Raw genomic sequence first — 18,842 nt, forward strand, 5'->3', positions numbered from 1 at the left:
GAGTAAAACAGTCAGGTATTAATTAAATAAATAATTCCAATGAATCGAATTTGTTGAGAGTGGCGTACACCGCTATTACTCTCAACCATAACAACAAGACGGGAAGCGCTATGTTAGCGAAACTAAAAAACTCCGCCAAAAAGAACCCATTAACACTCGCTTTATTCCTGGCGCTTGGCTCTATCGGTCTTGGGGCGACGACCAGCCAGCAAGCATTGGCACAGCCAGCCTTATCATCAGTGGTTACTATTACCCCTGATACAGGCGGGCAGCCAGTTACAGCATACTTACCTGATACAGTATCCTACAACCCAGCTATTCCTACGCCTGAATCTGTACTTGGTGCCAACATTGGTGAGTGGCACGTACGTCACGACCAAGTCGTAAACTATATGCAGCTTCTTGCCGAGAAGTCTGACCGCATTACCATCGAAGAGACTGGCCGTACCCACGAAAATCGCCCGCTTTTACTCATGACTATCACTGCGCCGTCAAACAGAAACAACATTGAAGCCATGAGGCAGCAGCACATTGATGCCATGGAAAGTGGCAAAAAAGTAGGTAACGACGCTCCTCTGATTTTTTACATGGGCTACAGTATTCACGGTAACGAGCCTTCCGGTACCAATGCTTCGCTAGCGCTGGCTTATTACTTAGCCGCCGCTGAAGGCGAAGAAATCGATGCCTTGTTGAACAACAATATTGTGCTGTTTGATCCATCTTTCAACCCCGATGGACTCTCTCGTTTTGCTCAGTGGGCAAATATGCACAAAGGCAAGCAGTTAGTTTCTGACAGCCGCCACCGTGAACATGACGAGGGGTGGCCGTCAGGCAGAACAAATCACTACTGGTTCGATTTAAATCGCGACTGGCTATTGCTGGCGCACCCAGAGTCGCAGGCACGTATTAAACAGTTTCATAAATGGCGGCCACATATTCTGACCGATTTTCATGAAATGGGCACAGACAGTACCTATTTCTTTCAGCCCGGCGTACGCTCGCGCAAAAACCCCTTAACGCCAGACGAGAACGTCACCTTAACCGAAGCGCTTGCGCATTATCACGCGGCTGCATTTGACGAACAAGGCGAGCTGTATTTCACCGAAGAAGCATTCGACGATTTCTACGCTGGTAAAGGGTCTACCTATCCAGATTTACACGGTAGCGTGGGTATACTGTTTGAACAGGCCAGTTCGCGGGGACACCTGCAAGACTCTATAAACGGCAAGCTTGCTTTCAAAGACACTATAGCGAACCAAATTACCACGTCTTTGAGTACCTTTAAGGGTGCGTTGGCAAATAAGGCTGCAATCCTTGATTACCAATCGGGCTTTGTGAAGAGTACGCAGTCTTTGGCCAAGCAAGATGCACAGGCTGGATTTGTGGTAAGTGCATCGAATGATACCGCTCGTTTTAACGCATTTATCGCATTACTTGAGCAGCATCACATTTTATATGAAGTGCTTACGGAGAACTTCGATGCGAACAAGATTAGCTACAAGGCTGGGAAGGCAATATTTATCCCTACTAACCAACCTCAATACCGCCTAGTAAAATCAATTTTTTCTACGCAAACATCATTTGAAAATAACACTTTCTATGATGTTTCAACGTGGAATTTAGCTATGGCATTTAACTTGGACTACGCGGCTTTAGACAAGGGCGATGTGCGAAGCCTTGCGCTAAGTGACAACTCTGCTCTAGCACAAGCAACACTTAACGATATTCATGAAAACGCTTATGCCTACGCGTTTTCATGGCAGCACTATTACGCGCCCGCCATGCTTCAAACCCTACTGGAAGCCGGTGTGAAAGTGCGAAGCAGTGAAAAAGCGTTTTCCGCTACTAAATACGATGGCAAAAACGTTGACCTTCAGCCCGGTAGTATCGTGGTGCCTAAAGGTTTGGGACAGCCCGAAAACTTAGAAGCCATTTTGAGCAAAGCGCAGCAACAACTGCAGGTACCTGTTTTTAGCTTGCGCAGTGGATTAACGCCGACAGGTAATGATTTAGGTAGCCGAAGTATGGCGCCAGTGGGCTTACCGCAGGTATTAATTGTAGGGGGTGAAGGGACGAGTGAATACGAAGTAGGTGAAATGTGGCACTACTTCGATACAAAAGTCGGCTTATCTGCAAGTATTGTTGAGCAACAACATCTATTACGTGCGCTTAATGACCCTAGCATCACATACACTCACATTCTATTTCCAAGCGGTCGCTATCGCTTTACAGAGAACGACAGAGCGAAAATTGAAGACTGGGTGAAAGCCGGTGGCGTGATTGTAGGCCAGAAATCTGCACTGCGTTACTTCGCTAAACACAAGTGGCTAGATGCGGACATTATCAGTAGAGAGACGATAGATAATGCCTTCGATGAAAGCGATTTAAGCTACGAAGACGGCTCGTCCCTCTATGCCAGAAAGTTGGTGGCTGGCGCTGTATTTGAAGCTGATATTGATAATACTCATCCACTTTTTTATGGCTATAGCGATGACACGTTACCTATGTTTAAAACGAACAATATGATCGTGGAAGCAAGTAGTTCGCCGTTTGTCACACCAGCACGCTACACCGACGAGCCCCTTGTGGCAGGGTTTAGCGATAAAAGAATGGTTGCGCTAATGGCTGAATCGACCGCGGTGACAACTCAGAAGATGGGACGTGGTGTGGTCATTGGTTTTACCGACAATACGCAATTTAGAGGCTACTGGTACGGCACGAACAAAATGCTAGCTAATGCAATTTACCAGTCGCATTTTATCCGTTAAATCAGTTTATGAGGCGCGGTGCATGCCGCGCCTAACAGCGCATTTTTCTATATTCTTTTTTTAGCCCTACGCCTTTAGCAATAAGCTGCTTTTGGGTGGTGGCGTAAATACCGCTGCCCACACTTGAATCTGTATATTAGGGTAGCGCTGCTTAAGTCTTTTACTTAATGTGTTTACGGTCACACCCGTAGTAAGCACGTCATCCACTATCGCCACGGTGAAATCGCTGCCATCTTTATTAGCGTGCGTCGTTGCTATCTCGTCATCGATACACTGCTTAGATAAATTAAATACACGGTTTGCGTTCTCTGCTCTGGCTAGCTTGGATAAGTGGTGCTGCACACTAAAGCCTTTGCGGCTAGCCCACGCTTGGTTAATGGGTATCCCTAATTCGCGGCTTAAGCTTTCACACAAAAGCGTAGCTTGGTTGTAGTGGCGCTTTGCAAGCCTCCATGCACTAATTGGAACCGGAAGCAGTACATCTGGCACTGATAGAGTGCACTGTCGCTTTTTATGGACAAACCAGTTACTTAATACTTTCCCTGCCGTCAGTGAATGCGTAAACTTTAACTGGTGAACCAGCGATGACATGGGCCATGTGTGGAGCCCGAGCACGGATAGTGCGTCGTAGTGGCTATGCTTGACGTGGCCTGCCACAGGGCCGTATTGAAGTAGGTTACTCCCATGTAATGAGGCTTCGAAAAAAAACATGTCATCTTCACACCAGTGACATACTGGCGTAGGACTTGCCTGATAACATAGCAAGCATGAAAGGTTCATAGTGTTGATTCCATCAACTTCCTTGAATTGTCGAACGTCGACCTATTTTCATCATTTCGTGTTTCCTTAAAAAACACGTTTCTGCCTAAGGAGGTGTAAATGGAAATTTTGCATACAAATGGCGAGCTTGTCACCCGTACTCAGGGTACAGGCGTAGACGTAGTATTTCTTCACGGTTGGGGTATGAACAGCGGCGCGTTCACATCCTTTATCCCTTACCTTAGTGATAATTTTCGCGTTACCACCATCGACCTTCCTGGATTTGGAGAAAACGCGGAAATCGTGCCTTCACCTTACAATGTTGAGTCCCTTGCCCAAGCTATTGTAGACAAACTGCCAGACCAGTGCGTGTTGGTTGGATGGTCACTAGGTGGATTGGTAGCTCAAAAGCTCGCGTTATTAGCACCAGAAAAGCTCAATGGACTGGTTACTATTGCTTCAACGCCTCGTTTTATAGCCGGACCTTGCTGGCCAGGCATTGCGGCTGATTTGCTTACTATGTTTGAAACACAGCTGGAGAAGAATTACCAAAAGACACTCGAACGCTTTTTGGCAATTCAGGCTATGGGTAGTGAAACAGCAAAGCAAGATATTAAAGCAATACGAGAGCAGGTCACTCAATTTCCAGAACCCGCTGAGGAAGCGCTTAAGAAAGGCTTACGTATATTGTCTACTGAAGACATGCGACACGATGTAGGACGCATAACTACGCCTACATTACGCTTGTATGGCAGATTAGATAGTTTGGTGCCTACAAGCGGTATAGACCGAATTTGCGAGTTCCATCCGCAAGCTGATACCGTCGTACTGCCACACGCCTCCCATGCACCGTTTATTTCTCATCCTCAGCAAACCGCTGATATTCTATTTCGTTTTGCTGCGGGAATTTACCAACAGAAAGCGTCTTGAACTAACGCCTTAACAGGGCTTCAAACTGCTATTAATCAGTGGTTTGAAGCTTTTTCTTTCATTACAGCTAATTAAAAGTCGCCTGCTTACAATAAGTTAATGGCAGTGTGTGATACATGTCTTTCCATTTGTGTGAAATTGGTCAATAATTGCACATGAGAGGTTAGGGGTAGTGTATGACAAATATTGATGGTTTAAGTGCAGGCTCTGCATTTGCAGCGGCTCAGTATGGGTTACAAAGTGCAAGCGATGGCGTATCGCAGGCAGCGGCAAATATTGCTCAGCGAACGGCTGAGGATGCTGTTGCTCCCGCTCAACCTACAGTGGCTAGCAGCGAAGCAAACAACACTTCTTCTAACTCCGCTTCTAGCACTACGCGTTTAACCGACGACTTAATTGCGCTTAATGTAAACGAGCGTAATGCCCAAGCTTCTGCCAAAGTTTTAGGGGTGGCCGACGAGATGCTTGGCACTATCATTGACGTATTGGCTTAAGTGGAGCTGGTTCGGTGAATATAGTAACGCCAATCCTTAACGCCATTGCTTATCCCACGGCGAATGTAAATACAGAATCTGCCCGTAGAGATAACGTGCAGCGGGAAACTATTCCCCAAGCATCAGACTCCCAGCAAGGCGCTTCTCAAAAAGGTTTAGGTTCTGAAACTGATAAGGCTAAAAGCCCGGGTCAGCCGCCAGCTCCTGTCACCTACGAACGTCCTCAAATACAAACCGAGCTTCAAGCTGCTTTCCAAAACGTGTTTGGGCAAGAAAAAGACAATGCGCAGGACGAGAGTGCAGGTAAGCAAGACGCGAAAGATAGGCAGCAAGAGCAACAAGAGAAGCAAGAGGCTGCGGAAATTGAACAACTAAAAGCCCGTGATCAGGAAGTGAGAGTTCACGAGCAGGCACATGCGGCAACAGGTGGGCAGTACGCTGGTGCACCGCGATATGAATACACTACAGGCCCAGATAATAAGCGCTATGTTACTGATGGCGAGGTGTCTATTGACGTCTCAGAAGAAAAAACGCCAGAAGAAACGCTGCAAAAAATGGAACAGGTGCGCGCCGCAGCGCTCGCACCAGCTGAGCCTTCTTCGCAAGACTTAAAAGTGGCCGCAGAGGCATCTCAAAAAGCGACAGAGGCGCGAAGTGAGATTGCTAAAGCGCAAGCTGATAACCCACCAACAGCGGAATCTATTACAGAGCAGACACCAATTGATAGTGTCGATACAGTTTCAGGTATTGAAACTATCACTGAGTCCGAAATTAACACTGGCCCAAGAATAGGAGCGGCGGCAGACGAAGTATTGGATAGTGCGTCTAACCCCGCAAACGCTATATCTTCGCAGGGGTTAGAGGCAAATGCGCCTGACGCCATGCAAACGCGAAAAGGCCGCATTCAAAACGCTTATCTGCAAGCTTACACCCCGTCAAGAGAAGGTATATCTCTCCAAGCATAATAGCCGGCTTCAAGCATAATAGCGTTAAGTTAGCGCTGGCTGCTTCACATTACACCAACAATTTAGCTTACAGAATAAATCACGATCTAGCCCAAAAACTGCGAGCTAAATCGCAAGAACGGCACTTTCATTTATGCAAAGGCTTCTTCACATCAGCAAGCCTCAATAATCTAATATCGCCTTTGTAAACGGATATTTAGGTGTACCGCCAGTGATATCTGAAAGCACCGAGTTCATGGTATCTACGTCGCTATCAAATCCACCGTGGGATGTAGCTGCCGTCGCATCACCTTCTTTTCCTTCGCTGTATTCAAACGTTACGTTAGACAGCGGCTGATTAAAAACGGCCATACCTAATAATGGCATCTCCGGTTTAGGCTCGAATGCATTTGATACTAAATAAAGTAATGACTTTTGGTAAATACGCGCCACGTGATCATCTTTTTCTAATGCTTCGGATAAGTTGTAAATCGTGGTCGACTGGATATGTTCTCCCTCTATAAACTCTGAAAGCTTTTCGTTAAATAGTGAGTAGCTAATGGCTGGGGCCATTAAATGCAGGCTTGTTACTTTTATATTTTCATCAACTTTGAATAACCTTGATAGACTGTGTGCATGAAAAATAGAGCCTGCCGAATGACCCACAACATGCAGTTGTATCCTTGGGTTATCTTTAAGATAGCCAGCTAACTGGGTCAAAAAGTAGGTGCCGTCGGACGTGGTACGGGTAAAAGGCGTGCAAGCGTCTGATTTCATTTCACGCCATAGTGCGCCGCCTACTTTACGTGTCGCCCATTCTAAAATGCGATCGGTGTAGTCGGTAAATGCCCCAACTTTGGTGCTAATTTCTTCATTCTTAAAGCCTAAAATGTCCTTTAGCTCTTCAAGCATGCCTGTGTCATACATGAAGTGAATGGGGTACACATCGTTTTTAAGAAAGGTGTCTTTCATGGCAGCAATGCGTTTAGCCGAGGCTTTAATGCTATTTAAGCCGCCGTGCGCGTACAGCATTACATGCTGATGATTACTGTCAGAGAGCTTTTCAATAATGGTATCGACGTGGTTTTTGTTGCTCCAATATTTACTTTTAGTATCAAAGTGCCCGTCATCAAAATGGACGAAGTGATCTTGAATACTTACTCGTGGTGTAGAGCGAGAGAACAGCCCCTGTGCGATAGAGCGCGTAGCCTGATGGTAGGTACCCGTACCTGAAATAGGAAGTGCGAGTTGTACCACCCAAGCATCCATAACATTTAACGCCCAGTCATCGTATCGCCAGAGTGCCAGCCCTGACTTTTTCCAATCCGTACCCCACGAATTTTGAATCCAAAAGCCTTCATCGTTGTAGCCAACAATGGCAAACGCATGGCCTCCTATGGGCTCAGGCCTTAATTTTATCGCGTCGCCCTCGGCGTCTTTCCAGCCTTCATGTATTCTTGCTGACACGAAAATAACACCCACTTCATTAAGTGCAGCATGAAAGTCGCTAATTTCCCGTTCAAGCCGGTAGTATGCGCCAAGCCTATGATTACTGGCGTTATTAGCTATGGCGAGGGTCATTTCAAATTCGTTGCTGTGATTAATATCTTTTGTCAGAGAGTCACTGCACACCCCGCTGTTATACCAGCCTTTAATAGCGCCCCGGCAACTCGAGCCGTCATAGGCTTCGCCCAACCATTCATCGTGACGCTTTGCCATGGCGTAAAGCATCCATGGGCTCACGGTATGTTTTCGGCCTTGCTGGCGATAGATAAAATTTATGGTGGCGGCCAAGGCAAAGCCTGTACAGGCGCCGTCTTTGCCTTGGTCCAATATACCCAAGTTACCCGGCGGGTCGATAAAAGGCTTAAGCGGGGTGAGGTTGGGTTGGTAATAGCGATCCCGAAGGTCGGGGTAGTCTGCGCTGACATTTAGCATGCTTTCTGAAACAGGTAAGTTCATAACATCATCCTCTGATTAGGGCAGGTGATCTTTGCTGTAGAGCTAGATGAAACACGCGTACATCAAAGGTCGTTGGCCGTTAACTCATTATGGTCGTCCGAAAGTACTGCCTGGAAAAAGGCTGAGGTCAAATGAGCAACATTACCTTCGTTAAACGCTACTAAAATACGAACTTCGGTTTCGGTGTGACCCACACCTTTTCATTGTTTCGGTATCTTTATCTATACGGATTGGTATTAATGCTTTTTACGTAAGTATTGTTGAGCGTTAATACTCTCCATTGCACCATAACTAATGTAGCAAAAGCGAAAGGATAAATGGAAGAGCAACAAAAAAGGGCCTGTCTTGCGATAAGCCCTTTATAAAACAAAATAAGCGATAATGAATGGCTAGGGTTTACTTTTTCGCCTTAGCAAACGCGTCAGCAAAGGCATTGCCCATGGCGCTGTTTTGAGGCTGGCTGTTGCGATTGCCGCCTCCCTTATTTGAGCGCGGATTTGCTTTACCATTGGCACGTCCAGCCCCTTTGTTTTGATCTTTACCTGAGCCTTGGTTATTCGCACCTCTACCTGAAGAGCCCTTACTTGAAGAGCTATAGCCACCGGCATTATTACTTTGATTTGGTGTGTCGTCTAAGCGCATGGTAAAGGAAATACGCTTACGCGGTACGTCTACTTCCAGCACTTTTACTTTCACGATATCGCCGGCTTTAACTACCTCGCGAGGGTCTGAGATAAACTTGTTGGTCAATGCAGAGATATGTACCAGTCCGTCTTGATGCACGCCCACATCAACAAATGCGCCAAAGTTAGCTACATTACTCACTACGCCTTCTAGGATCATACCCGGCGTAAGGTCGTTAATAGTTTCAACGCCTTCTTTAAACGCCGCTGTTTTAAATTCAGGGCGAGGGTCACGACCTGGCTTGTCGAGCTCTTTAAGGATGTCTTTAACGGTAGGTAAGCCGAATGCATCGCTGGTAAAGGTATCTGGCGACAAGCTTTTAAGTAACTCGGTATTGCCGATAATGTCATTAACTGCAACCGCAGTGGTATCTACAATTTTATCGACTACCGGGTATGCTTCGGGGTGAACCGCAGAGGCATCAAGAGGGTTGGTGCCGTTTACAATACGCAAGAAACCCGCCGCTTGCTCAAAAGCTTTTGGACCCAAACGCTCAACTTTTAACAGTGCTTTACGGTCTGGGAAAGCACCATTAGTGTCTCTGAAATTAACAATGTTATGCGCTAGAGTTTTATTTAAGCCTGATACATAGCTTAATAGCGCAGGCGATGCCGTGTTTAGGTCAACGCCAACGGCGTTCACACAGTCTTCAATAACACGGTCAAGGGATTTACCCAGCTGGCTTTGACTTACGTCGTGCTGATATTGGCCTACACCAATGGCTTTAGGCTCAATTTTAACGAGTTCTGCGAGTGGGTCTTGCAGGCGGCGTGCGATAGACACGGCACCGCGAATTGAAACATCCAGTTCAGGCAGTTCTTTCGAGGCAAGCTCAGACGCTGAATATACAGAAGCGCCAGCTTCACTTACCATAATTTTCTGTGCTGTAAGTTCGCTGTTGTTCTTAAGCATTTCTCCGACAAGTTTGTCGGTTTCACGAGAACCTGTACCGTTACCAATGCTGATTAAGTCTACTTTGTATTGTTTGCACAAGGTTGTTAGCGTGCGAATAGACTTATCCCACTGATTTTGTGGTGCGTGTGGGAATATGGTGTTGGTTGCTACCACCTTACCTGTACTGTCTACTACTGCTACCTTAACGCCGGTTCTTAAACCTGGATCTAGGCCCATAGTGGTTTTTGCGCCTGCAGGTGCAGCCATCAATAGGTCGTTTAAGTTTTTAGCAAATACTTCAATGGCTTCTTCTTCAGCACGCTCTCGAAGGGCGCTAAATAGCTCAGTTTCCATGTGTAAACCAATTTTGATTTTCCACGTCCACTGCACAACCTGAGCTAAGAAATCATCCGCGCCACGACCGCGGTGCATGATATCGTAGTGGCTTGCGATAATGTGTTCGCAATGAGATGGCCCCTTTTCTTCTGATTGTGGGTCTGCATCTAGCTGAATATGAAGCATGCCTTCATTGCGACCTCGGAACATGGCCAATGCGCGATGCGAGGGTACCTTTTTGTATTTCTCGCTGTGTTCAAAATAGTCTTTATATTTGGCCGCTTCTTGTTCTTTACCTGGTACAACCGTACTTTTTACGTGAGCATTTTCAGTAAGGTAATGACGCACTTTCGCTAGCAAAGCGGCATCTTCAGCAAACCTTTCCATAAGGATATAGCGAGCACCTTCTAGCGCGGCTTTAGTATCAGCTACGCCGTTGTCTGCATTTACAAACTCTTGCGCTTTGCTTTCAGCGTCTGTGTCAGGGTTGCTAAACAGTGCATCGGCTAGCGGCGCTAAACCTGCTTCGATAGCAATTTGCCCTTTAGTGCGTCGACGAGGCTTATACGGTAAGTACAAGTCTTCAAGGGTTGTTTTGCTGTCAGCACCGGCAATGCTGCTTTTGAGTTCGTCAGTTAGTTTGCCCTGCTCTTCGATAGATTTAAGAATAACGTCGCGGCGTTCTTCTAGCTCACGTAAGTAGGTCAAGCGCTGCTCTAGATTACGCAGCTGCGTATCATCAAGGCCTTGGGTTACTTCTTTGCGGTATCGGGCAATGAAAGGAACGGTTGCCCCTTCATCGAGAAGTTTTACTGCGGCAGTTACTTGCGAGGGTTGAACGCTAAGTTCTTCTGCAATTTTATTGGTAATCATAAGTCGCTCTAAGATACTAAAAGTTCGCGTTAGGCAATGGCGAATAAACGGTGTGTGACAGGCTTACATACACAGCGTTAGTAGTGAAAATAAGAGCGGTGAGTATATCACCGCGGTGTAGGGAAAGTCGTCTGATCATTGTGTTACAACTGGGTAGTTAAGAAGACCATTTCTTTATTCAAAGTTTATCTGTTGCGTCGTACCAAATACGGTTTATCCACCACTCTTTAGTACCCGCCTCAGTTTTAACAATAAACTCATCGTCCTCTTCTTTGCCAAGTAGAGCACGGGCCATGGGAGAATCAATAGAGATATAGTCCTTACGGCCAAATATTTCATCATAGCCAACTAAGCGAAGCTCCATAACAGCGCCGGATTCGTTTTCAATTTCCACCCAAGCACCAAAGAACACTTTCCCTTCTTGCTGTGGATCGTAATCAACAACTTTTAGGTTCTCTAAGCATTTGCGTAAGTAACGAACTCGACGGTCAATTTCGCGAAGCTTCTTTTTGTTGTACTGGTAGTCAGCATTCTCACTTCTATCGCCCAGGCTGGCTGCCCAAGTTACCTTGCGAGTGATTTCTGGCCGTTCTTCACGCCACAAGAAATCCAGTTCTTGTTTAAGCTTTAAATAGCCTTTTCGAGTGATAAGCGGTGTTTTCACAATGTCCTATAAATAATCCAGCTAATTACCCCTACTTTATGTGGGTAATAAGGTAAAACGCAATCTTTCGATAAGGTAAAAAGTGACAAAACAGGCGAATTGAATAATTATTGAACATAAACCTTTCTGTCAGTGTCGTAGTATCAATATCATACTAGCCATTAGGGGAAATGAATGCGTAACAGAATGCCTGTGTTGAACCGCCGAAGGTCGGGAAGCGATCCGCTTCAAACCAGCGGCACTATCATAGGTTTTATGCTGTTTTTAAGCGGCGCGCTGTTATTGTTGTATGCCTTACTTGATATAGTTGTTCGCTTAAATAGTGTACGAACCGTGATATACCTTATCTTAGCGTGTGCCATGTATAAAGTAGGGCACTCACTGCTTAATCACTTTGCGACGTTCAAAGTCCATACGGAAAGACGACGCGCGCCTAACCGTTAAAACCTTTAGTTTTAAGCCCTAGTTTTTAAGGTTTAATTGTTCCTAAAAAGCTTTGTTAGGGCCGTGAAATTTTGCGACTTTAAGCTATGCTTAAAAGTGTAATTCGAGGCACCAAGCATATTGAATAACCCACATTACTATTTGGGTACGCGCGTGGTGAAAATCCACTAGCTCGTAGGGAAAAGGTAAGCAAGGATCACGCTGACTCACTAAAACAAAAAAGCCGACGCTATGCGTCGGCTTTCTCTTATGCTCAATTCGCTGATTTATTCAGCTGGTGCTTCGGCTTCAGGTTTAACCACTTCTAGAAGCTCAACATCAAAAATTAACGTTGAGTTAGGCGTGATCGCGCCTGTTGAGCGTGCGCCATAAGCAAGCTCTGATGGAATATGGAAGCGGTATTTCGCGCCTTCTTTCATTAGCTGTACACCTTCAGTCCAACCCGCGATTACGCGATTAAGTGGAAACTCAGCTGGCTCGCCACGCTTATAAGAAGAGTCGAACTCTGTACCATCAAGCAAGGTGCCACGGTAGTGAACTTTTACCATGTCAGTTGCTTCTGGGCTTGCGCCTTCGCCTTCTTCAAGTACTTCGTATTGAAGACCAGACTCTGTTGTCGTCACGCCTTCTTTCTTACCATTTTCTTCTAGGTAAGCAAGACCTGCTTCAATGTTTTTCTCAGCCGCTTGTTCAGCCATTTCTTGCTGTTTAGCACGCAATTCTTCTTCGCCCTGTTGAGCGATTTGCTGAATTTGCTCTGGCGTAAACTTAAGGGTGTCGTTCAGGCCGTCTTTAAAGCCTTGTTGTAGTGCCTCTTGGTCTAGGGTTAAACCAAGCTGCTCTTGTTGTTCGGCACGGTTGCTAACGAACAGACCCATACTCGCGCCCATGGCGTAAGCTTGCTTTTGTGTATCTGTCATTTCTTCTGCTGCAACAGCAGTTGTTTTTGCACTATCAGCGCTTGTAGAAGCGGCCTCATCAGATGTGTTTGGCTGGCAAGCGAAAAGGCCTAGCGCAGCGATAGTAGATAAGGCAACGAGCGACTTCTGCATAAAAACGTCTCCATTAATTATTATCATCATGCGTCTATGTCTATACTGCTGCATCTAAGGCAGTTTGCACGATAGTTAAAGATGCGTGATCCATGCTATGTTAAACCTAGCGTTTACAAAGCGAAACCCATTTGATTATGTTTAGGCCTCAAATGTTCCATAGAATAGTGTTACTCACCTTACTTATTGGCAATTCCATGGGATGTTCTGTCCCTGATACTACGCCAATACAGCAGTGGCGTCATGTAGAAGAGGGCGCATACGCGGCAGATATATCCACCGACGGCACGTTAGCAGTGGTATCTGGCGTTAATAATGGGGTCAATGTGTGGCGAATTGGGCAGAGCGAGCCCCTCTATCATTGGAGTCATCAAGGGGAAGGTAACAACTTAGTGATGTCAGTGCACATTAGTGCAGACAAGCGCTATGTGGTAACTGCCGACCGTGAAGCGTTTGCTCTGTGGAGTTTGGAAACTGGCGAACCAGAAGGGTTTTGGCGAATAGATGAGTCCTCTATTCGCGATGTGGTAGTCACCAATAATGGTAATGGCATACTCGTCGCTCGCTCAAATGGCAAGGTGATGTATTTTGAGCCGCGCACCTCTCGCCGTCTTGAGTTTTTTGGGCATCAGGAAAAAGTTAATTCCATTGATATCTCACCTAATGGCAAGTTTGCCCTTACTGGTGGCAATGACTATATTGCCTATTTGTGGAGTACAGACACTGGGCAGATTATCCACACCTTCACGCACCCAACCCGAGTGACCAAAGTTGCGTTGGACGATGAAGGCCGGTTTGCTTTTACTGCCGACAGTCAAAGCAAGTCGCAAGTGTGGAATGTACAAACCGGGCAGCCCGTTACTTCACTGAAGTTTGCATCAAGACAAAAAATCTTCACCGACGTCGAGTTTTCAAAAGATGGCCAGTATTTACTAACAGGCTCGCCAGCCAGGAAGGTTTATCTTTGGAATTTGAAAAACGGCGAGCAAGTTCAGTCAATTCAAGTGGCATCGAGAGAGTCTATTTCACCGCCAACCGCAGTTGTTTATGGCGTCGGCTTCCTTCCCAATGATAATATATTGTCTATAAGTAGCAGTGGCCTTGCCGAAGAATGGCAACGAGAGAGATAGAGAGTTTACATGACAGATAAAAGCGCTGAGCAGTTAGAGCAGCAAATAAATAGCGCCAATAGCTATATTGAAGAGTTACAGATGAAAGTAGCCTTTCAAGAACACACTATCGAGGCACTTAATGAAGCGCTGGCTTCACAGCAAAAGCAACTTGATGATTTGGCGTTTAAAGTAAGTCACGTAATAGACCGTGTTAAAAGCATAGAACCGTCTAATATTGCTAAGCAATCAGAAGAAACCCCGCCCCCGCACTATTAATAATAGCCACCTTTAAATGGCATAGGCGCGCCTGTGGTTTGAAGGGGGCGCCTCATAGGCAGTCGACAAATTAGTAAAATCAAAGGTTTATAAAACCAAGCTGCATAAGCTTCGGGTTAAACACTAGTTTATCTTGTTATGAGTTAGGTTAAGACTGCATTTATCCTGACGATTTAATTGAATTACACTTGCGCCCCGATACAAAGGCTTCAGTTAGAGAAGCCTTTTTACTATTTAAGAGAGAAAATTATGAGTGATTTTGATATGGATGCGTTTGACAGCATCGATTTTGACTCAGTTGAGCAGTCAGTAGCCGAAAAGCAGGCTGAAAAAGACAAGCAAGAAAGCCAAGAAATTGAAGGTATGCGCGAGGGTGCCAACGATTGTGGTGATAGCTGTACCATATAAGTATCTTATAACAGCAGCTATAACGGTTAGGGCTCATGCGGAGCCCTTAGCGCTAAAATAAGCCCTCAGCGGTTAAAAAGCCCTTAGCGCTAAAATAAGCCCTCAGCGTTAAATAAGCCCTTAGCGGTTAAATAGCCCTCAGCAGAGCTAAAAAAACCAGCGACTTTAATTAGACTTCGCAGGGTTTTTCAGTCTGTCTAACTCCAATCGGTCGAGCTCTACGCTTTCCTCCACATCGCCTTGAAACGCTTTAATAAATGCGTTCTTTAATATCGCCGTAAATGCTTCCCAAGTCTGAGTTTCTGGGCTAGATAAATCGCCCTCAATAGGAATACGTGTGGCAATTTGGTCTTGGCTCTGGTTTTCAAACAGTTCAGTGACAAACGCGGAAATCGCTTCAATACTGCCCTCAATAAAACCGTCTCCGTCACGTTCAATGTCGCCTTTCCAAGAGAATACTTCAACATTATGCAAAATAGGTTTGATATAGCCTTTTACCTGCCCTTCGTTAGACGCGACCTCGGCAGCAAGCGTAAGTGTTCCGGCTTCTAAGTCAAAAGGCGCATAGGTATCAAGCAGGTTTTTAAAATTCACCAGACCAACGTTGTCAGCTTGAATGTCTAAATCAAAGGTAGGAGCTTTGGTTGCTGGATTAAGCTTGGCGTTTAATGAAATAGTACCTTGCTCTGCCGTCTGGCCCTTCGCTGTAGCTGTGGCCACGCGGGTGTCCGATAAATCGTCGCTGTTTACCAAATTATTCACTTCAAGATGAATGTCGTGCAGCGCAATATCGATAGCCGGAGAGGTATCAGGGTTGTGAAAGGCAATTTTCCCATTGTTAATGGTGAGTTTATCTATACGCAGAGGAAACAATTGGTCGGCAATAGACAGCCAATTTTCGTTCTTACCCGACTGACTCTTTTCTTCCGTGTTTCCGTCTACAAAGTTAATTTCGGGAGAATTTACCACCACCCTGCCAACGGCCGCACCTTTAAAGAGCTGTGACCACGATAGTGTAAACTCCACATAGTCAGCCTTAAACAACGGCTTATCTATTTGTCCATTCGCTTTATACAGCAACACATATTCTAAGCTGTAGGCACCTCGCCACAGCATTAAATCAACATCGCCCACACGACCATTGTATTGGTCCGATTGGCTTAGTGTGTTGTTGATGTATGTGGCTGCGGCATAAGGAAGGTACAACCTAAACGCGATAAGCATGAGCAATAGCCCTGCTACTACATAGCAAAATCGTTTTTTAGCGTGTTTCATAATTCACTCCTTAGAGAAAGGAATACAAAAAACATGCCTTGGAGAGCGTTTTTCCTCGGTAAGGGCGTTAGTCGCTATTGGCGCGGTATCGAGAGAAGGTTTTAAAAAGCCTGAGTACAGTATGATAAGGTGTTACACAGGCCTGATGGTAAGATTTTCTTAACAGTGAGTAGGAATGTTAGTGAGGTTTGAAAATACCAATCACGTTTTCGTTGGAGCGAGTAGCGGCACTGACCTTTTCGTCAGTTTGCGCTTCGTTGTACCCACATGCGACGCATTCCAGCTTTTCCACGTTATTTTCAAAATATAACGAAATAGTATCTAGCTCTTGGCATTTTGGGCACGTAGCCCCTGCTACAAAGCGACGTTTTACACGTTTTGACATACATACACCTTTGGGGAATTTCGCCAGTATTATACCTTGAAATGGCATGTGTTGATCAGCTTTTACCTTAAGTTTTTGATACTATACGCGCCCTAGATTGTTCTATCACAGGTTAGTCATGATTAAGCTTTCAAATGTATCGCTACTTCGCGGCCGCAAAATGCTGCTGGAAGAGGCGTCGGCACAGGTTTTTCCAGGCCACAAAGTGGCGCTTATAGGCAGCAATGGCTGCGGAAAGTCTACGCTGTTTGCACTGTTGCGCAGTGAACTAAGCGTCGATGCCGGAGATTGCAGCGTTCCAAGTGATTGGCGAATTGTGAGCGTGGCTCAGGAAACGCCAGCAACTGATCGAACTGCGATAGATTACGTGATAGACGGTGACAAACATTTACGTGATTTACAGGCTAAGCTAGACGCCGCTGAAAAAAGCGGAGACGGCGTGAAAATTGGGCAAATTCATGGGCAACTTGAGCAGGCTGGAGCCTACGATGTGGAGTCACGTGCAGCGACTATACTTTCCGGCCTTGGATTTACTAATGTGCAGTTAAGCGCACCAGTGAGTGACTTTTCTGGTGGTTGGCGCATGCGCTTAAACCTTGCACAAGCACTACTTTGCCCATCAGACCTATTGCTGCTTGATGAGCCCACTAACCACTTAGATTTAGACGCCGTGATTTGGTTAGAGAAATGGCTTCAACGCTATACAGGCACCTTGTTGCTTATTTCTCACGATAAAGCATTTATCGATAATACGGTGGCGCAAATTATCAGTGTTGAGCAACAGAAGCTTGTTACTTACACAGGTAATTATTCATCTTACGAAACCCAGCGTGCTGAGCGTATACGCTTACAAAACATTGAGTACGAAAAGCAGCAGCAAAAGGTAGCCCATCTAAACTCATTTATTACGCGGTTTAAAGCCAAGGCTAGTAAAGCAAAGCAAGCGCAAAGCCGTATTAAGCAGCTAGAGAAAATGGAAACGTTAATGCCAGCTCATATGGCTAGCCCGTTTAGCTTTTCCTTCGCGCCGCCAACAGCACTTCCTAACCCACTGGTTCAAATGGAAAAAATACAGCTGGGGTACGGTGATCATATCGTTCTCCAACAGGTAAAACTGAATTTAGTACCCGGTAGTCGAATAGGCCTTTTAGGCAGAAATGGCCAAGGTAAGTCAACGTTAATTAAGCTGTTAGCAGGCGTTCATGCGCCCAAGCAGGGTATTTTTAATACCGCTAAAGGTCTTAAAATTGGCTATTTTGCGCAGCACCAGTTAGAAACACTAGACGCTAACGCTACACCCCTTTTACATTTGCAGCGCATTGATGAAAAAGCTACTGAACAGCAGCTTCGCGACTATCTGGGCGGTTTTGGTTTTAACGGCGATGAAGCATTGGCGCCCGTGGCACCTATGTCAGGTGGTGAAAAGGCGCGTTTGGTGTTGGCGTTAATTGTGTACCAAAAACCTAACTTATTGCTGCTGGATGAGCCTACCAACCATCTAGATTTAGAGATGCGCCACGCGCTTAATATTGCTCTTCAAGGTTTTGAAGGCGCTATGGTGCTGGTATCGCACGACCGCTTCTTACTTTCCTCGGTTTGTGAAGATTTCTATTTGGTAGACAGCGGTGAAGTTGAGCCATTTAAAGGCGATTTGGATGACTATCGCGACTGGATTTTAAAACAGCAGGCGGCAGAAAAAGCCAAGGCCAACAGTGAGGCTAAAAGTGCAAACAGCGACGCTAAAAACAGCGCGCAGCAAGAGGCCGGAGCGCACAGTAAGCCAGAACGCAAGTTAGATCGTAAAGAAGAAAAGCGCCGCGAAGCCGAGTTCAGACAAAGCGTAGCGCCACTTAAAAAAGCCATCGAAAAACACGAAAAAGCCATGGAGAAATGCAGTACCGCCTTGGCAGAGGTAGAAGCATCACTCGCCGATACCTCGCTTTACAGCGACGACAAAAAAGCAGAACTCATGGGCTTGCTCGACAAGCAAACTCAGCTTAAGCAACAGCTTGAAGAGGAAGAGATGGCATGGCTAGATGCTCAAGAACAGATAGAGCAAAAACGAGAAGAGTATGACAATGTCAGCGCCTAATATAAAAAGTAGTGTGTTTTGGGAGTACAGCGTATCTCGCTACACGAAAGGCGATATGGCACCGCTCGCGCTTTTACTTCAGGACAACCACAAGGTGAATGTAAACGTTCTCTTGCTGATTTGCTGGTGTTTAGAGAATAATGTCATTATAAATTTGCCTCAGCTTAAGTCGGTTATAGCGGCCTCAGCGAACACTGATGAAAAGTTAAAGCAGCATCGCGAGAAGCGCAAAGCAGCAAGCCCTGAGAAAGGTGGTGAGCAAACAACCTACGATACACTTAAAGCGCAAGAATTAGAGCTTGAAAGGCAACAGCAGCAAGACATCGTTGCGTCTTTTAATGAGCAGGCGGTTACGCACTTGGGTCAGCAGGCTTCGCCAGCGAATATATTTAACGCGTCTATCGCTGCGTTCATTAATGCATACGAGTTACGCGACAACAACGAGGCGCGCCAGTTAGTGAGTCTTGTAGTTAATCAATTATCGTAAAAA

General features: G+C 45.8%; 18 protein-coding genes. 10 read left to right on the top strand and 8 right to left on the bottom strand.

Annotated features, from left to right (window positions below; translation table 11 throughout):
* Positions 1 to 110: 110 nt before the first annotated feature.
* Positions 111 to 2,768, top strand: a complete 2,658-nt coding sequence (locus IW644_RS12665; protein ID WP_269917902.1) for a M14 family zinc carboxypeptidase — start codon at positions 111 to 113, stop codon at positions 2,766 to 2,768.
* Positions 2,769 to 2,834: 66 nt separating this feature from the next.
* Here the strand turns inward: IW644_RS12665 and IW644_RS12670 are convergent, their stop codons facing one another.
* Positions 2,835 to 3,548: a ComF family protein gene (locus tag IW644_RS12670; protein WP_269917903.1), complete on the bottom strand. Its 714-nt coding sequence runs from the start codon at positions 3,546 to 3,548 to the stop codon at positions 2,835 to 2,837.
* 99 nt (positions 3,549 to 3,647) lie between these two features.
* On the opposite strand from IW644_RS12670, the gene bioH reads away from it, so the two are divergent.
* The 3 genes from bioH to IW644_RS12685 all read left to right on the top strand — a co-directional run bounded on the left by bioH (position 3,648) and on the right by IW644_RS12685 (position 5,916).
* Entirely contained in the window at positions 3,648 to 4,457 is an 810-nt protein-coding gene (gene bioH, locus IW644_RS12675; RefSeq protein ID WP_269917904.1) for a pimeloyl-ACP methyl ester esterase BioH, read from the top strand.
* 176 nt (positions 4,458 to 4,633) lie between these two features.
* Positions 4,634 to 4,951: a hypothetical protein gene (locus tag IW644_RS12680; protein WP_269917905.1), complete on the top strand. Its 318-nt coding sequence runs from the start codon at positions 4,634 to 4,636 to the stop codon at positions 4,949 to 4,951.
* A gap of 14 nt (positions 4,952 to 4,965) precedes the next feature.
* Positions 4,966 to 5,916 (top strand): putative metalloprotease CJM1_0395 family protein, encoded by a 951-nt coding sequence (locus IW644_RS12685; protein ID WP_269917906.1) that lies wholly within the window; start codon positions 4,966 to 4,968, stop codon positions 5,914 to 5,916.
* 162 nt (positions 5,917 to 6,078) lie between these two features.
* On the opposite strand, the gene IW644_RS12690 is transcribed toward IW644_RS12685, so the two are convergent.
* The 4 genes from IW644_RS12690 to greB form a co-directional block, all read right to left on the bottom strand.
* Positions 6,079 to 7,857 (bottom strand): C1 family peptidase, encoded by a 1,779-nt coding sequence (locus tag IW644_RS12690; RefSeq protein WP_269917907.1) that lies wholly within the window; start codon positions 7,855 to 7,857, stop codon positions 6,079 to 6,081.
* Between the two features lie 62 nt (positions 7,858 to 7,919).
* On the bottom strand, positions 7,920 to 8,051 hold the full coding sequence (locus IW644_RS12695) for a hypothetical protein (RefSeq protein WP_269917908.1): 132 nt from the start codon (positions 8,049 to 8,051) through the stop codon (positions 7,920 to 7,922).
* A 202-nt stretch (positions 8,052 to 8,253) separates the two neighbouring features.
* Complete coding sequence (locus tag IW644_RS12700) at positions 8,254 to 10,644, bottom strand: Tex family protein (RefSeq protein ID WP_269917909.1); 2,391 nt, start codon at positions 10,642 to 10,644, stop codon at positions 8,254 to 8,256.
* A gap of 178 nt (positions 10,645 to 10,822) precedes the next feature.
* Positions 10,823 to 11,308 (bottom strand): transcription elongation factor GreB, encoded by a 486-nt coding sequence (gene greB / locus IW644_RS12705; protein ID WP_179985025.1) that lies wholly within the window; start codon positions 11,306 to 11,308, stop codon positions 10,823 to 10,825.
* Between the two features lie 174 nt (positions 11,309 to 11,482).
* Here greB and IW644_RS12710 point away from each other — a divergent pair, with 174 nt between their 5' ends.
* A complete protein-coding gene (locus IW644_RS12710) occupies positions 11,483 to 11,752 on the top strand; it encodes a hypothetical protein (RefSeq protein WP_179985024.1) in 270 nt (89 codons plus the stop codon).
* A gap of 266 nt (positions 11,753 to 12,018) precedes the next feature.
* On the opposite strand, the gene fkpA is transcribed toward IW644_RS12710, so the two are convergent.
* Positions 12,019 to 12,804 (bottom strand): FKBP-type peptidyl-prolyl cis-trans isomerase, encoded by a 786-nt coding sequence (fkpA, locus tag IW644_RS12715; RefSeq protein WP_269917910.1) that lies wholly within the window; start codon positions 12,802 to 12,804, stop codon positions 12,019 to 12,021.
* Positions 12,805 to 13,001: 197 nt separating this feature from the next.
* Here fkpA and IW644_RS12720 point away from each other — a divergent pair, with 197 nt between their 5' ends.
* From IW644_RS12720 to IW644_RS12730, 3 genes are all read left to right on the top strand, one after another.
* On the top strand, positions 13,002 to 13,934 hold the full coding sequence (locus IW644_RS12720; protein ID WP_269917973.1) for a WD40 repeat domain-containing protein: 933 nt from the start codon (positions 13,002 to 13,004) through the stop codon (positions 13,932 to 13,934).
* Positions 13,935 to 13,943: 9 nt separating this feature from the next.
* Positions 13,944 to 14,192 (top strand): SlyX family protein, encoded by a 249-nt coding sequence (locus IW644_RS12725; RefSeq protein WP_179985022.1) that lies wholly within the window; start codon positions 13,944 to 13,946, stop codon positions 14,190 to 14,192.
* A 249-nt stretch (positions 14,193 to 14,441) separates the two neighbouring features.
* Entirely contained in the window at positions 14,442 to 14,600 is a 159-nt protein-coding gene (locus tag IW644_RS12730; protein WP_269917911.1) for a hypothetical protein, read from the top strand.
* A 165-nt stretch (positions 14,601 to 14,765) separates the two neighbouring features.
* On the opposite strand, the gene IW644_RS12735 is transcribed toward IW644_RS12730, so the two are convergent.
* Together IW644_RS12735 and IW644_RS12740 are read right to left on the bottom strand one after the other, a co-directional pair.
* Positions 14,766 to 15,875 (bottom strand): DUF748 domain-containing protein, encoded by a 1,110-nt coding sequence (locus IW644_RS12735; protein WP_269917912.1) that lies wholly within the window; start codon positions 15,873 to 15,875, stop codon positions 14,766 to 14,768.
* Positions 15,876 to 16,053: 178 nt separating this feature from the next.
* A complete protein-coding gene (locus IW644_RS12740; RefSeq protein ID WP_012520152.1) occupies positions 16,054 to 16,260 on the bottom strand; it encodes a YheV family putative zinc ribbon protein in 207 nt (68 codons plus the stop codon).
* A 118-nt stretch (positions 16,261 to 16,378) separates the two neighbouring features.
* On the opposite strand from IW644_RS12740, the gene IW644_RS12745 reads away from it, so the two are divergent.
* Both IW644_RS12745 and IW644_RS12750 read left to right on the top strand, forming a co-directional pair.
* Positions 16,379 to 18,352, top strand: coding sequence for an ATP-binding cassette domain-containing protein (locus IW644_RS12745; RefSeq protein WP_269917913.1), 1,974 nt, complete (start codon positions 16,379 to 16,381; stop codon positions 18,350 to 18,352).
* Positions 18,333 to 18,839, top strand: coding sequence for a TIGR02444 family protein (locus IW644_RS12750; protein ID WP_269917914.1), 507 nt, complete (start codon positions 18,333 to 18,335; stop codon positions 18,837 to 18,839). Before IW644_RS12745 ends, IW644_RS12750 begins: the two co-directional genes overlap by 20 nt.
* The last annotated feature ends 3 nt before the right edge of the window (positions 18,840 to 18,842 follow it).

The organism is Alteromonas sp. PRIM-21, assembly GCF_027563165.1.
In the GTDB taxonomy this organism is placed as follows: domain Bacteria; phylum Pseudomonadota; class Gammaproteobacteria; order Enterobacterales; family Alteromonadaceae; genus Alteromonas; species Alteromonas macleodii_A.